General features: G+C 56.3%; 11 protein-coding genes. 7 read left to right on the forward strand and 4 right to left on the reverse strand.

Annotation, left to right across the window (positions count from 1 at the left end; all coding sequences use genetic code 11):
- Window positions 1-12: 12 nt before the first annotated feature.
- The gene (locus M2407_RS07695) at window positions 13-2,130 is read right to left on the reverse strand and encodes a TonB-dependent siderophore receptor (protein ID WP_259217511.1); all 2,118 of its coding nucleotides are present in this window, start codon (window positions 2,128-2,130) and stop codon (window positions 13-15) included.
- 439 nt (window positions 2,131-2,569) lie between these two features.
- The gene (locus M2407_RS07700) at window positions 2,570-2,863 is read right to left on the reverse strand and encodes a hypothetical protein (protein WP_122079534.1); all 294 of its coding nucleotides are present in this window, start codon (window positions 2,861-2,863) and stop codon (window positions 2,570-2,572) included.
- Window positions 2,864-3,033: 170 nt separating this feature from the next.
- Here M2407_RS07700 and M2407_RS07705 point away from each other — a divergent pair, with 170 nt between their 5' ends.
- The 7 genes from M2407_RS07705 to M2407_RS07735 all read left to right on the forward strand — a co-directional run bounded on the left by M2407_RS07705 (window position 3,034) and on the right by M2407_RS07735 (window position 10,610).
- Window positions 3,034-3,516: a hypothetical protein gene (locus M2407_RS07705; protein WP_122079535.1), complete on the forward strand. Its 483-nt coding sequence runs from the start codon at window positions 3,034-3,036 to the stop codon at window positions 3,514-3,516.
- A gap of 318 nt (window positions 3,517-3,834) precedes the next feature.
- The gene (locus tag M2407_RS07710; RefSeq protein ID WP_130015433.1) at window positions 3,835-4,644 is read left to right on the forward strand and encodes an ABC transporter ATP-binding protein; all 810 of its coding nucleotides are present in this window, start codon (window positions 3,835-3,837) and stop codon (window positions 4,642-4,644) included.
- A 4-nt stretch (window positions 4,645-4,648) separates the two neighbouring features.
- On the forward strand, window positions 4,649-5,440 hold the full coding sequence (locus M2407_RS07715; protein WP_122079537.1) for an ABC transporter ATP-binding protein: 792 nt from the start codon (window positions 4,649-4,651) through the stop codon (window positions 5,438-5,440).
- A gap of 17 nt (window positions 5,441-5,457) precedes the next feature.
- On the forward strand, window positions 5,458-6,966 hold the full coding sequence (locus M2407_RS07720; RefSeq protein WP_217331336.1) for an ABC transporter substrate-binding protein: 1,509 nt from the start codon (window positions 5,458-5,460) through the stop codon (window positions 6,964-6,966).
- A complete protein-coding gene (locus M2407_RS07725; protein WP_259217513.1) occupies window positions 6,966-8,684 on the forward strand; it encodes an ABC transporter permease subunit in 1,719 nt (572 codons plus the stop codon). The genes M2407_RS07720 and M2407_RS07725 overlap by 1 nt, the downstream gene beginning before the upstream one ends.
- Window positions 8,685-8,746: 62 nt before the next feature.
- Window positions 8,747-9,307 carry a 3'-5' exonuclease gene (locus tag M2407_RS07730; protein WP_115058663.1) on the forward strand — a complete coding sequence of 187 codons (561 nt, stop codon included), beginning with the start codon at window positions 8,747-8,749 and terminating at the stop codon, window positions 9,305-9,307.
- Between the two features lie 109 nt (window positions 9,308-9,416).
- Window positions 9,417-10,610 (forward strand): multidrug effflux MFS transporter, encoded by a 1,194-nt coding sequence (locus tag M2407_RS07735; RefSeq protein ID WP_259217514.1) that lies wholly within the window; start codon window positions 9,417-9,419, stop codon window positions 10,608-10,610.
- A 3-nt stretch (window positions 10,611-10,613) separates the two neighbouring features.
- Here M2407_RS07735 and dadX read toward each other — a convergent pair whose 3' ends face one another.
- Together dadX and M2407_RS07745 are read right to left on the reverse strand one after the other, a co-directional pair.
- Window positions 10,614-11,687, reverse strand: a complete 1,074-nt coding sequence (gene dadX / locus M2407_RS07740; RefSeq protein WP_142815094.1) for a catabolic alanine racemase DadX — start codon at window positions 11,685-11,687, stop codon at window positions 10,614-10,616.
- 73 nt (window positions 11,688-11,760) lie between these two features.
- On the reverse strand, window positions 11,761-13,065 hold the full coding sequence (locus M2407_RS07745; protein ID WP_259217515.1) for a D-amino acid dehydrogenase: 1,305 nt from the start codon (window positions 13,063-13,065) through the stop codon (window positions 11,761-11,763).
- Window positions 13,066-13,537: the final 472 nt, after the last annotated feature.

Consider the following 13,537-nt stretch of genomic DNA (forward strand, 5'->3'; position numbering starts at 1 on the left):
CCGCCTACTACATCAAAAATCGTACCCAACCGTCGCCACCACGGAGCGTTCTGCGCCCCAGTAGCAATAGCCGGTCCCATAGCAGGCCGCGACATATTTCCGGTCGGTCAGGTTATTCACATTCAGTTGCACATAGGCACCTTTCAACGACGGATTCACCCTGTCCAAATTCATCCGCACCGAGGCATCCAACAGCGTAACGGAAGGGATCCTCAACGTATTTTCGTTATCGGCCCACTGCTTGCCGATGTAACGCGCCCCAGCACCAAGATCCACACCGTATGAGGTGGCATATTTGCCCCACAGTGAAGCCATTTGGTTCGGTGCGAGATACGGTGTGTTGCCGTCGTTGCCATCAATGGCATCTTTGAATTTCACTTTATTGTAGGTATAGCCTGCGATCAGATCGAAGCGTTCGGTGATCTTGCTGCGGGCCTCCAGCTCAAGCCCCTGAGAATGCACCTTGCCGGCCGGCAGGTAATAGCTTTGCTGCACCACGCGGTTAGCCACGTCTTTCTGCGTCAGGTCATACAGCGCCACGCTGTATATCGAGGAACTGCCTGGTGGCTGGTACTTCAGGCCCACCTCATACTGCTCGCTGGTGCTGGGTTTCAGCATATGGCCGTTTTGATCGGGCAATGCCTCCGGGGTAACTGCGGTGCTGTAACTGACGTAAGGCGAGAAACCGTTATCGAAGCGGTACAACAGTGAGCCACGGCCGCTGAAATTGTCGTCGGTGCGGGCATCGCTGGTGCCGGTGTTGAGCACCGTATTTTTAGATTCGATACGGTCGAAGCGCCCTGACAGATTCAGATACCAATTCTGTAAGCTGATTTCATCCTGCAGATAAACGCCGGTCTGCTCATAACGACGTCGGGAATCGGTATGTGTCAGGTTGGTTAATGCGTCACCGCCGGACACGCCGGTGTAAGGATTAAGCTGCGAAGCTCCCGCAGACTCATCCCACAGATTATTACGCAGGCGCTGGTAATCCAAACCCAGCATCACCTTATGATCCAGCAGCCCGGTCGCAAAATCGGCTTCCAACTGGTTATCAACGGCGAAGGCATCCAGCGAAGTGGCTGAACCGCTGTAATAGCGATTCAATAGGCTGTGATCGTCATTCCAACCAATCTGGTACACCTGCTGTAATTCAACATTGGAGTGGGTGTAACTGGCATTCTGGCGGAATGACCAAACGTCGTTAAAGCTGTGCGAGAAAGCGTAGCTGTAAATCTGTTCCCAACGTTTGAACACATTGCGGCTGCTCTCGCCATCAAAGAAGCCACGCCCCAGCTTGTCACCGGAACTGGAATAGAGGCTGCCATCTGCCGGTACCGCACTGTGATAACCGCCTGAGGGATCTTTTTGCAGGTAAGCTTTCAGCAGCAGCGAGGTATTTTCATCCGGCTGCCACAGTAATGACGGTGAAATGGCATAGCGTTCCTCACGTTGATGGTCATACATGGTTTCGCTACTGCGCGTCATCCCGGTCAACCGATAAGCCCACTGTTCCGACAGCGCGCCGGTCACATCGAAAGCGCCACCCTGGGTGTTGTTATTGCCTGCCATCAGGTTAACGTGCCCTTCCGTGGCAAACTGGGGTCGCTTGGAGGTCAAAGCGACCAATCCGCCCGGAATGCTTTGCCCGTACATGACCGATGAAGGCCCTTTGATAACGTCGATGCGTTCCAGGAACCAGGGGTCAACCTGCAAGGCATTATAGGTGCCGCCGTCACTCAATAACCGCAGACCATCAAGGAAGGTGTTATTAACGTCGCCACCGTGAAAACCACGTAACGCAATGGTGTCATAGCGCGTTGCACCACCGGCGAAGTTAGTGAAAACACCAGGTGTATATTTCAGGGCATCGTTAACCGTTTGAGTATTCTGGTCGGTCATTTGTTGGCGCGTCACCACCGAAACGGACTGTGCAGTCAGGATCAAGGGTTTATCGGTTTTGGTCGCCCCCAGGCTGGTCGTAGCTTGATAGCCGTGCGTCGCTGCTTCCGCCGTATCCGCGGGTTTAGCAGTGACAACCAGAGTATCCTCAGCGAAAGACACCAGCGGCAGGAACATCGCAAACGCACACAAAACCCGTGACCGTTTGACAGGAAAAATCATCGGCATACCTGTAATCCCCAGTAAAAAACATTAAATGACACCCAAAAGCCCCCCTGTCAGCAGCGCTGGCTGACAACTTGCTCAGATGTTCAATCGGTGTGGTGAATGTAAACAAAGTGAAATATTAATGATAATTATTATCTTTATCGATAGTAAATTTCAAGCATCAGGCAACTTTTAATAAGCAAACAAAGCGTTCTGTTCAGCCCGCAAGCACATAAACCAGAAAGCGTTTATGCATATGAAAAAAAGACAAAAAAAAAGCCAGCTCCAGGCTGGCAAGAAAACGGGATGTCATATGAACCCTGTCAGGCCAGACGAGCGGAGCGCATAAGGAGACAACCCTTCACCTCTCACCTGGCAATCAATAATGATAACGACTATCATTATCCTTTACGAACGAATTTCTATCTACAACTTTCTGCCGTTACGTCTCGATTGGCGTTCAACGAGAACGTTTAATGAACCAGGCATGCAAACGGCCAGCCACCAGCAAAATACCACCAAGCAGAACATTCGCCATTACCCACAGCGTTAATATGTATATAAAAGTCTGGTAGAGAGGAATTCCCCGTGCGGCGGAAAAGGGATTAATGTGCCAAATCCGAATAATAAAGAAGGGATTTAGGTTAAACCATTGGCAAAATATAGCGACCAACAGCGGCGGCAGAAAAAAATAAAATCCCAGCGTAGCTATCAGCAAGCACAGAGCGAAGCGCTCGTTTTTATACTCTTTCATATCAATGAATTACCATTATAATTCGGCTACAGCAAGCTTGAGCATGACGTTTTGAACAGACCCGATAGACCCCGAATAGTTCCCACTTCAAGGTAAAATAAAGCCTGTCTGGCGTTTAAATTTCATTTAGTTTTTTGGTGTTATAACGCTAGTCAGCTCAGGAGGCTCCAATGATACCGGACGATCGCCCTATCCCGCCAAACCGCAAAAAACTTAAAATCATCTTTGGCTGGTATATATATACCGTTTATGCGTTGCTGATCTTTAATATTTATCTGGCAGTATATAACGGCTGTGTCAGGCACCCGATTGAAGCGCCACTGATCTCAGCGTGCCACAGCTTGTTCATCGCGTTTATGCTTTACCACGTGTTGAAAAAACGCACCTATTTCGCTTGGGTCATGCTGGCTTACTATATCCTGATGCGCTTGTATTACGCCAACCTGCTGCACATCGAGTTTACTCTCTGGAGCCGTGGGCTGGTGTTCATTCTGCTGACGCTGCTGCTGGCGGGCACAGTCTCTGTCGGCCAGCTCGCGACACCGCCGCTGCGCCAAGATTGGCTGGCTAACCTGGGGTGGAGACAATGGGCTACGTTAGCCGTTCTGTCGGGGGTGCTGACGCCGTTAATTACCACCGATTATTTAGGCTGACGGCCAGCATCTAACGGGGGATATGGGGTTCCGAGATATCAACCAGACGGCAGACCTTGGTGTAGTTATTGGATTTTTCACATATTTTATCAGTGACAAATACGCCAAGGTAGCTCAGCACCAGCAAATAACCGGCCATGCATAAAATGAAAATAAGCGTTCTCACCGATAGGACCAACCTGACAACAAAACCCTGACTATCATACCTTGCTTATCCCTGTTTAGACTATTTCAAAGTATTTCATTAATCCGCTGGTCATTTCAGAGGTCGAAATGTTATGTTATTACATACCACAATAAGCCAACACAGATGCATTAATGGAAAGCCAAACCCCGCCGTTACTTACCGTAGAACACCTGACGCTCTCACTGAACGCGGAGGTCAAGGTCCACGATCTGAGCTTCACTTTGCATGCAGGTGAACGTTTATGCCTGCTGGGCGCATCGGGTTCCGGCAAATCACTGACCGCCGCCGCCATTCTGGGCACGCTGCCGGTCGGAGCAACGGTTAGCGGTTCGATTCGACTGCAAGGGCGAGAAGTTAATGGTCTGCGTTTGCAACGGCGCAAAAACACTGAATTGGCAGCCATTTTTCAGGATCCTTTTACCAGCCTCAATCCCCTGACCACCGTGGGCCAGCAATTGACCCTGGCGCTACGCAGCCAAAATCCCCTGACGAAATGCCAGGCCCAGCACTGCGCCGCGGAATTACTGACAGCGTTGGGAATGTCGCCGGACAACGTTATGACGCGTTACCCCAATCAACTGTCCGGGGGCCAATGTCAGCGAATATGTGCAGCACTGGCCTTACTCGGTGAGAAAAGCCTGTTGATCGCAGATGAACCTACCACCGCTCTGGACATGGTCAGCCAGCATCAGCTGATTGATATCCTGAAAAGCTACACCGAACGCCCCAGCGCGCCGGCGTTACTGTTTATTACTCACGATCTGGCCGTTGCCGCCGGTCTGTGTCAACGTGCCATCGTGCTGGTGAACGGGGAAATAGCCGAACAGGGCTCCTTCGGCCGATTGTTACAGCACCCCCAGCATCCATACACCCAACAGCTGGTCGCCAGTGCTCAACGCCCGGCATTTAACCGGCCCCCATCACTGAGCCTGGCAGGGTAACGGCATGAACAATCTGCCCATGAGCGGGGAAATGCCCTTTATCAGCCTGCAGCAGGTCTGCCGACAATTTTCATCGGGAGCCGGTGGGCTACAACCTACCGATCTGAACCTGTACTCTGCACAACGCGTTGGATTAGTGGGCTGCTCCGGGGCCGGGAAATCAACGCTGCTTAAGCTGTTGCTGGCGCTCGAAACGGCGGACGCCGGTCATATCATGTGTCAGGGCGAGGAAATTCGCCCCGCCCCGGTTCATAGATTGCGCTGGTACCGACGGTTAGTGCAGTACGTACCTCAGGACGCCCATGCTTCGCTGAACCCTCGCCACAGGGTAGCGGAACTAATTACCGCTCCCTTGCGCCAACTTGGTCCACGTCAGGATTGGGGTATCGCGGCCGAACGGGCTTTGCGACAGGTCGAATTGGATGAAAGCCTGCTGTATGTGCGAGCCGGGCAACTTTCCGGCGGGCAGGCGCAACGGGTAGCCCTGGCGCGTGCTATTGCGCTGAAACCCCGTTTTTTACTGGCCGATGAACCGGTCAGCGGCCTGGATTTGCCGCTGCGTCAGCAGATCATCGCCCTGCTCGACCAGATTGCCCGTCAGCAAAATATGGGCATGTTGCTTGTTTCCCACGATATTTCACTGGTTGCCGCCTTATGTCAGCGCACGCTGGTGATGGCGTCGGGCGTCATTGTGGAAGACCGCCCCACCCATGAACTGCTTCACGCCCCGAGGCATTCCGCTACCCGCCGTTTGATCGACGCCATTCCGCTGTTGCCGTCCTTTTTCCAGCACTAAAATTTTGAGGAGTTTGCATGTTCAACCCGCGCTTTATTGGCCCAACCGGCTGCCTGCTCGCCGGCAGTTTGCTGCTCGTCGGCTGCTTTGACCCTGTTGACCCCAAAGAAAACACCGGCGACGAACGGCGCATCCGACTGGCGATGCTTCAGCCCCCACGCTCCGGGCTCACCCCGTTGAGCGATGACGCGTTTAAACTTTCGCGCTGGAGCACCGCCGAAACGCTGGTGGTGCTGAACGCCGACGGCGAGGCTGAACCGGCGCTGGCAACCGAATGGCAACAGCTGGATCAACACCGCTGGCGCTTCGTACTACGATCGGGGGTCAATTTCCATGATGGTAGCGCGATGACCCCGGACAGCGTGGTGCGTTCGCTTTCAGCGGCGATGAACGCCGCCCCCAAACCGCGCATTCTTGACGGCGTCGAATTGGCTATCGTCCCAGAAGGTGATAATGCTGTCGTGATCACAACCGCCGTGCCCGATCCGCTCCTCCCGCAGCGGTTGTCCAGCCCACAATTGGCGATCCTCGCCGAACGGGCCTATGGCGCCAACGGGGTGGTTAATCCCTTGCAGGCCGGAACCGGCGCCTTTGTGCTAACAGAGATCAACGGCACCAGTAGCGCTCGTCTAAACCGCTTCGACGGCTATTGGGGCGAGAAAGCGGCCGCCCCAGGAATCGACGTCAACTTTGTCCCGGATAGCGCCGCCCGCGCTGCCGCCCTGCGCACCGGCAGCGCCGATTTGGTAGAGGCGCTGCCAGTCTCGCAGTTACCGTTAATTGCGGCAGAATTGATCCACGAAGTACCCATGCCGCGCACCAATACGCTGTATCTGAACACCCGGGTCGGTGCTTTCCGCGATCCGGCCATGCGCGCCGCCGCCGCCGCGGCGATCCAGCGTCGCCCGTTGGTGGACAACGTTTACGAAGGCCGCGCCGATATTGCCTCCGGGCTGCTGGGGCCAGCGCTGCGTTGGGCCGCGCCGTTGCGCCAGCCGCAACCGACTCTGCCGCCAACCACGGTTGAAGGCAAAACCATCACTCTGGCCACTTTCAGCGATCGCGCCGAGCTACCCGAAGTGGCGGTATATCTGGCGCAGCAACTCAGCGCCGCCGGTTTTGTGGTAAAGCAGGAAGTGCGGGAATATGCGCACATTGAAGCCGATGCGCTGGCGGGTAAATTTGATGCTTTTATCTTGTCGCGAGCCACGGTGCTGGACTCTGGCGATCCACTGGCCTACATGTACAGTGACTTCGCCTGCCGGGGTTCCTTCAATATTGCTCAACTGTGCGATCCGCAGGTGGACGAAGCATTGACTCAGGCCGCAGCCATTCCTGCCGGGCCACAACGACGTCAGGCCATCATCGCGGCAGAAAGCCGCATTCTGGCAACCCATGCGGCGATACCCTTGCTGCATGAACGCGTGATCCAGGGGGAGGCTGCCGTAATGAGGAGCGTAGAACGTGATCCGCGTGAACGCCTGCTGGTGACGCCTCGCAGCTTCATCGCCCCAGAGCAACCTTGATGGAAAAAGCACTACGGCTATTGCCACTCGCCTCACGCCTGTTCTCGCTGCTGGGGATGATCGTATTGATTGGCCTGATGCCTTGGCTGTCCGGGCGCGATCCTGCGCTCAGCTTGCTGCGTGCGCGTTCGGGTGAACAAGAGGCTACCCCGGAAGCCCTGAATGCCATTCGTCAGCAATATGGCCTGGACGACGGGCCCTTGCGGCTGCTTGGCCGCTGGTTTCACGGCGTGCTGCAGGGTGATGCCGGCAACTCGTGGATTTCCAGTCGCCCGGTGCTGGAAGGCATGTTGCAGGCCACAGGGGTTTCTCTGACGCTGATGGGCTACGCGCTGGCAGTCGCAGTAGTGGTGGCGATACTGCTGGCGTTGCCAACCCTGTGGCGCGGCCTGCATGGCGAGAACTACCGTCCCGCAGGCGTGTTGGCGGTATCCCTGACCGCACTGCCCGAATTTTTGCTGGCGGCGCTGCTGTTGATCGTTGGCGCCGTCTGGCTGCAGTGGTTTCCTCCCTACGGCTGGCAAAGCCTGCAACATGCCATTCTGCCAGCACTGGCCCTGGGCTTACCGGCCGGCGGCCTGCTGGCGCTGTTGCTCAATGACGGCCTGGCCGCAACCTTCTCCGAACGCTGGTTGCTGACCTGGAGCCTTGCCGGTATCGCCCGGCGGCATTGCCTGTTGGCCGTTCTGCGCCGCACGCTGCCTGCACTGCTGCCGCAGGTCGGTTTAGTGCTGATTGGACTGACCGGCGGCGCGATCGCCGTCGAGAAAGTGTTCGCCATACCGGGACTGGGCCGGGCAACATTGGGGGCCGCCATCGCTCAGGATCTGCCCGCCTTGCAATGCGGGATCCTGATCCTGTTGCTGCTGGCCTTCGGCACCGGTTTCCTGATGCAGGGAGCCCATTACCTGTTGCTGGGCCGAATAGCCGCCGCATTACCCAATTCAACGCCGCCACAGCACAGCAGCCGGGCGAGTTATATTTTTGCCGCCGTCGCGGCGCTGTTGCTGTGTCTGTTAGTGCTGAGCGGGATCATCCGCGATCCCTTTTCGTCACTGCATATCCGTCTGCAGCCACCCAGCCTGGATCTGCCCTTTGGCGCAGACGCCACCGGCCGGGACATTCTGGCACGTGTCGCCTACGGTGCACTGAATACCAGCCTGTTGGCGCTGGCAGTCAGCTTCGCCTCGCTGTTCCTGGGGATAGTGTTCGGGTTGATGCCTCGCCTGATGTGCGGGATTATTGAGTTGGCAAACGCTACGCCGCCGATAGTCGCAGGGCTGTTGGTCACCGCTGTCACCGGGCCTTCCCCCTTCGGTGCTGCCTGCGCGGTAATGCTGGTCAGTTGGGCGCCGCTGTCCGCTCACTGCGCCTCACTGTTGGCTGAGGCCCGCACTCAGCCCTATATCCGCATGTTGCCAGTGTTGGGGATCGGCCGCTGTCGTACTCTGACGCACTACCTCTTGCCGGCGCTGTGGGTTCCCCTGCTGCGCCACGCCATGCTGCGCCTGCCGGGTATTGCGCTGGCGCTGGCGGCGCTGGGTTTTCTTGGCCTGGGGCCACAGCCCCCGAGTGCGGAATGGGGGCTGGTACTGGCCGAGGGCATGCCCTATATCGAACGGGCGCCGTGGGGCGTTTTGGCGCCAGCGGTAGCGCTGGTGCTGTTGGCCGTGCTGGCTGTCACGCTGGCAAATACCGCCGGCAATCGCCGACGCTGACGGCGCATCCTGATCCGGTTTGTAGTAACATTATTTTTATCTCTACCAGCCGGGAGTCCCCCATGCACCATCTGATGTTAGACATAGAAACACTGGACATAAAACCGAGCGCGGTGATCCTGGTGGTGGCCGCCGTGTTTTTCGATCCCCAAACCGGCCAACTCGGTGCCGAATTTGAAAATGCCGTCAGCAGCCAAAAAGATCAGCCAGGCAGAACCATCAACCTGGATACCGTCGCCTGGTGGGCCAAGCAGTCGGATGAAGCACGCAAGCTGGCGTTTGGCGGCACTGAGAGCCTCAAGCGCACGTTGACCAATTTGAGTCGCTTTATCCATATGAACAGCACTGACCAGGTTAAAGTCTGGGGCAATGGCAAGGAGTTCGACTGCACTATCCTCGAGCATGCCTTTCAGCAACTGGACATGCCCTGCCCGTGGAAGTTTTGGGACACACAGGACGTGCGTACGGTGATCACTCTGGCCGAATTGCTGGGCTTTAATCCGAAAAAAGAACGGGCATTCGAAGGCACACCTCATCGTGCGCTGGACGACGCCAAACATCAGGCCCGCTACGTGGCGGATACCATCTCCGCACTTTACTATCGCAAAGCCGCGTCGCTTTGATTCCAGTAAGTTAGGCATGCCGAAGGTCGGCCGATGTTTTGCCCCTTTCCATTTATCGCCAGAGTCTCTACTCTAGCCCTCTTTGTCACTCGGATGTGCTGTTTTTGTTATGCAAAAATTTCTGTTTCTGCTCCTTAGCCTGGTGCTGCTCGGCCCGCTGGGTATCGATCTTTATCTGCCAACTATCCCGGCCATCGCTCTTGGCCTTAACAGCAGTGAAGCGCTGATCCAGTCCACCATTTCACTGTTCATTTTGGTGCTGGGTCTTGGGCAGATTATTGCCGGGCCACTGGTGGACAACTACGGCCGCAAACCCGTGGCGCTGGCCGGTATCGTCATCTACATGATTGGTGCCGCCATGGCCGCGCTGGCCACCACCCCGACGGTGTTCGTCGCTTCACGTTTGCTGCAGGGCGTAGCGGTCTGCTGCACCGCCGTTGTGGCATTTAGCGGCGTGCGCGATCGGATGAACGGCGACGACGCGGCTCGCGCCTTCGGCTTCCTCAACGGCACGCTTAACATTATTCCCGCACTGGCCCCGCTGCTGGGTGGGTTACTGGCGGAAGCCTTAGGCTGGCGCGCGCCTTTCTGGTTCCTGGTATGTTATGCCCTGGCCGTGCTGGTGTTGATCGCTCTGCGCCTGCCGGAAACCCGCCCGGCAGATACGGTGCGTGTTAAAGGTTTACCGGTACGCCAATATGCTCGCATCCTCAAAGATCGCCGTTTTCTGTCCTTCGCCGTGGTCAACTCCGGCGCGATGGGTATGGCATTGACCTACGTCTCGCTGGCACCCAACGTGCTGATGGGCACCGCCGACCTGACGCCATTGCAATTCTCTCTGGTGTTTGGTGCCAACGGTTTTTGGATCATGCTGGTGAGTTTCTTTGCCAACCGCATCATTCACAAGGTGGGACGCCCGGTGTGTCTGGCAACCGGGGGAATTCTGATGGGTATCGGATGCGTAGGCCTGCTGCTCGGGGTTACCTGGCTTTCCGGCTCGGCGCAAACTCACTGGCTGGCCTATATGCTGCCCGTCGCCAGCGCCTGCGCGGGCTTAGCTTTCGTGATGGGCCCGGCGACCAGTTATGCGCTTGAGCCCTACTCCAACGAGGCCGGTGTCGCTTCTGCGCTGGTAGGTTTTGTGCAGATGGCCGGCGGCGCAGGCCTGGGTCTGTTGGCGATGGCGCTGCCGTTGCAGCCCAAGCTGTCGCTGGCGCTGGTGATGCTGGTAGGTTGCCTGCTGGCGCTGCACGCACGGCAGCGCAGCAAGCAAATCAAGGGGCAACTGAAGAAAATTGCCTGAGGCTCAGGCCTCGGTAACGATAGGCACTCTGGCGGCCAACGCCGTCAGCAATTCATAGCCCAGCGTGCCTGCCGCGGCAGCGACATCGTCAACCGGCAGGCGCCGCCCCCACAACTCCACTTCAGCACCAATATCGGCATGCGGGCAAGGCGTCAGATCGACCGCCAGCATGTCCATCGACACCGTACCCAGCGTTCGCGTCAGCACGCCATCCACCCAGACCGGCGTGCCCGTTTGCGCATGGCGCGGGTAGCCGTCTGCATAGCCGCAGGCTACCACCCCGATGCGTTGTGCACCTTCGGCGCGATAACGCCAGCCATAGCCAACCTGATCGTTCTGTTTTAGCGTTTGAACACCAATAATTTCGCTGCTCAAGGTCATCGTAGGCTGCAGCCCGCTGTCGGCAATATCCTGCGATTGGCCGCTCGGCGAAGCGCCATAGAGAACTATGCCCGGCCGCACCCAACTGCAATGGGTTTCCGGATGCCACAAGGTGGCGGCAGAGTTGGCCAGACAGCGCGGCGCAGTAATGCCCGCCGCCGCTGTCTTAATGGTCGCCATCTGCGCTTCGACGCCCTGTGGACCGTCGGCGGTGGCGAAATGGCTCATTAGCGTCAGGCTGGCAATATTGCTTATCTGCTGAGCTTTCAGCCAAACGGCGTGCAACCGCTCAGGGGCAAACCCCAGACGGTTCATGCCGCTGTTCACTTTCAGGTAAACATCCAGCGGTGCCGATAGTTTGGCTTCGGCTATCGCCGCCAGTTGCCAATCGCTGTGCACCGACGTCGTTAAACGGTAGCGATCCAGCAGGGCTAAATCCTGCGCTTTGAAAAAACCTTCCAACAGCAAGATCGGTCCTTGCCAACCTGACTCGCGCAGCATAATCGCTTCGGCGAGATCCAACAGGGCAAAACCATCCGTTTGCGCCATGCTACGCCAAACATGTTTAATGCCATGACCATAAGCATTGGCCTTGACCACTGACCAGACTTTGGCACTTGGAGCACAACGACGGACCACTTGCAGGTTATTTTCAAAGGCGCCAAGGTGCAGCGTGGCGGTAATCGGGCGAGGCATGGGAACTCCTACGGGCCTGCGAATGCGGTCACGAACCTACGTCCGCGACCGCAACATTGTCTAATTAAGGTTTTTAACGCGCGTGATGCACATCATTCAAGGGCGCAGTGTAAGCGCTGCGAAATCCGGCGCTGTAGCGCGCTACCGCCAGGTCATCTGACGGAATAGCCGGCGTGATGCCGGAAATCAGATCGGAAAGCAGCTGGCCAGAACCACAGGCCATTGTCCACCCCAGCGTGCCATGCCCGGTATTCAGGAACAGGTTTTTCAGCGAAGTCTTACCGACAATCGGCGTACCGTCCGGCGTCATCGGACGCAAACCGGTCCAGAAAGTAGCTTCCTCCACCCGCCCACCGTTAGGGTAAAGATCGCGTACCACCATCTCTAGCGTCTCGCGGCGTTTTTGTTCGAGCTGGGTATTAAAACCGACAATTTCCGCCATGCCACCGACGCGAATACGCTGGTCGAAACGGGTGATGGCGATTTTGTAAGTTTCATCCAAAACGGTCGAGAATGGTGCCGCGGCCTCATCCGTAATGGGAATGGTCAGTGAGTAGCCTTTCAACGGATACACAGGGATCGAGACCAGATCGCGCAGCAGCGCGGTGGAATACGAACCAAAGGCCACCACGTAGCTGTCGGCCTTGAAGATCTCCCCGCCACATTGCACGCCGCTGATTTTATCCCCTTCCACCAGCAGGCGATCGACGCTGCGGTTATACAGGAAAGTAACGCCCGCTTGCTGGGCCAGCTTGGCCAACTGCTGGGTGAAGAGTTGGCAATCGCCGGTTTCATCGTTTGGCAGTTGCAGACCGCCGGTCAGCTTATGCGCCACCTGAGCCAGCGCAGGTTCGACGGTGGACAGTTGACTGGCTTCCAACAGTTTGTAAGGCACGCCGGCGTCTTCCAGCACCGCGATGTCCTTGGAGGCGCTTTCAAACTGTTGCTGGGTGCGAAACAGCTGCAGCGTACCGCCCTGACGGCCTTCGTACTGAATGCCGGTTTCCTGGCGCAACGCTTTGATGCAATCGCGGCTGTATTCCGCCAACCGCACCATGCGACCTTTGTTGGTCATGTAGTGTTCGGTGTTGCAGTTTTTCAGCATCTGCCACATCCAGCTCAGCTGGAAACGGCTGCCGTCCAAACGAACCGCCAGCGGCGCATGGCGCTGGAACATCCATTTGATTGCCTTCAACGGTACGCCAGGCGCAGCCCACGGCGCCGCATAGCCCGGCGAGATTTGCCCGGCGTTTGCCGCGCTGGTTTCCATGGCCGGACCAGGCTGACGATCGATTACCGTCACCTCATGCCCCGCCTTCGCCAAATACCAGGCACTGGCAACGCCCACCACCCCACTACCTAAAATTACCACTCGCATCGCTGACTCCAGCTCAAGGCTTCACAAAGCATAATCTTCTGCTCACAGGAAATTAACTCAGTGGAAAAATCCGTCCAACATCTTCATCATCAAACGTGACAACATTCACAATTAATTTATCGTTCATGGCCGGTTCTTTTGCAATAGCTACCTATAAATAGCGATAAGATGTTGTCAAAGGCAGATTAATGAGCGAAACGGCCCCTATTATGCTGTCATTGACAGCATTGAGAGCACCAAGAAAAGCTACAACGCGCAACAAGGTTTTAACAGAACATAAAAATGAAACAGGCCCACAGAAACAGAATAAAAAACCACTTAAAAGCCATTTCATCGAGATAACATTTCATACATATCCGCAGTCGCTTCAGCAGAAAAAACTCGCCCTAAAATGCCCCTGTCGCTTCCTGAGGCGGGAAGGCGACGTCAGATCGTTGAATTTTTAAGCTTTATATCATTATTACCTCTGCCC

Source organism: Serratia sp. BIGb0234 (genome assembly GCF_024809915.1).
GTDB classification, from domain to species: Bacteria; Pseudomonadota; Gammaproteobacteria; order Enterobacterales; family Enterobacteriaceae; genus Serratia; species Serratia liquefaciens.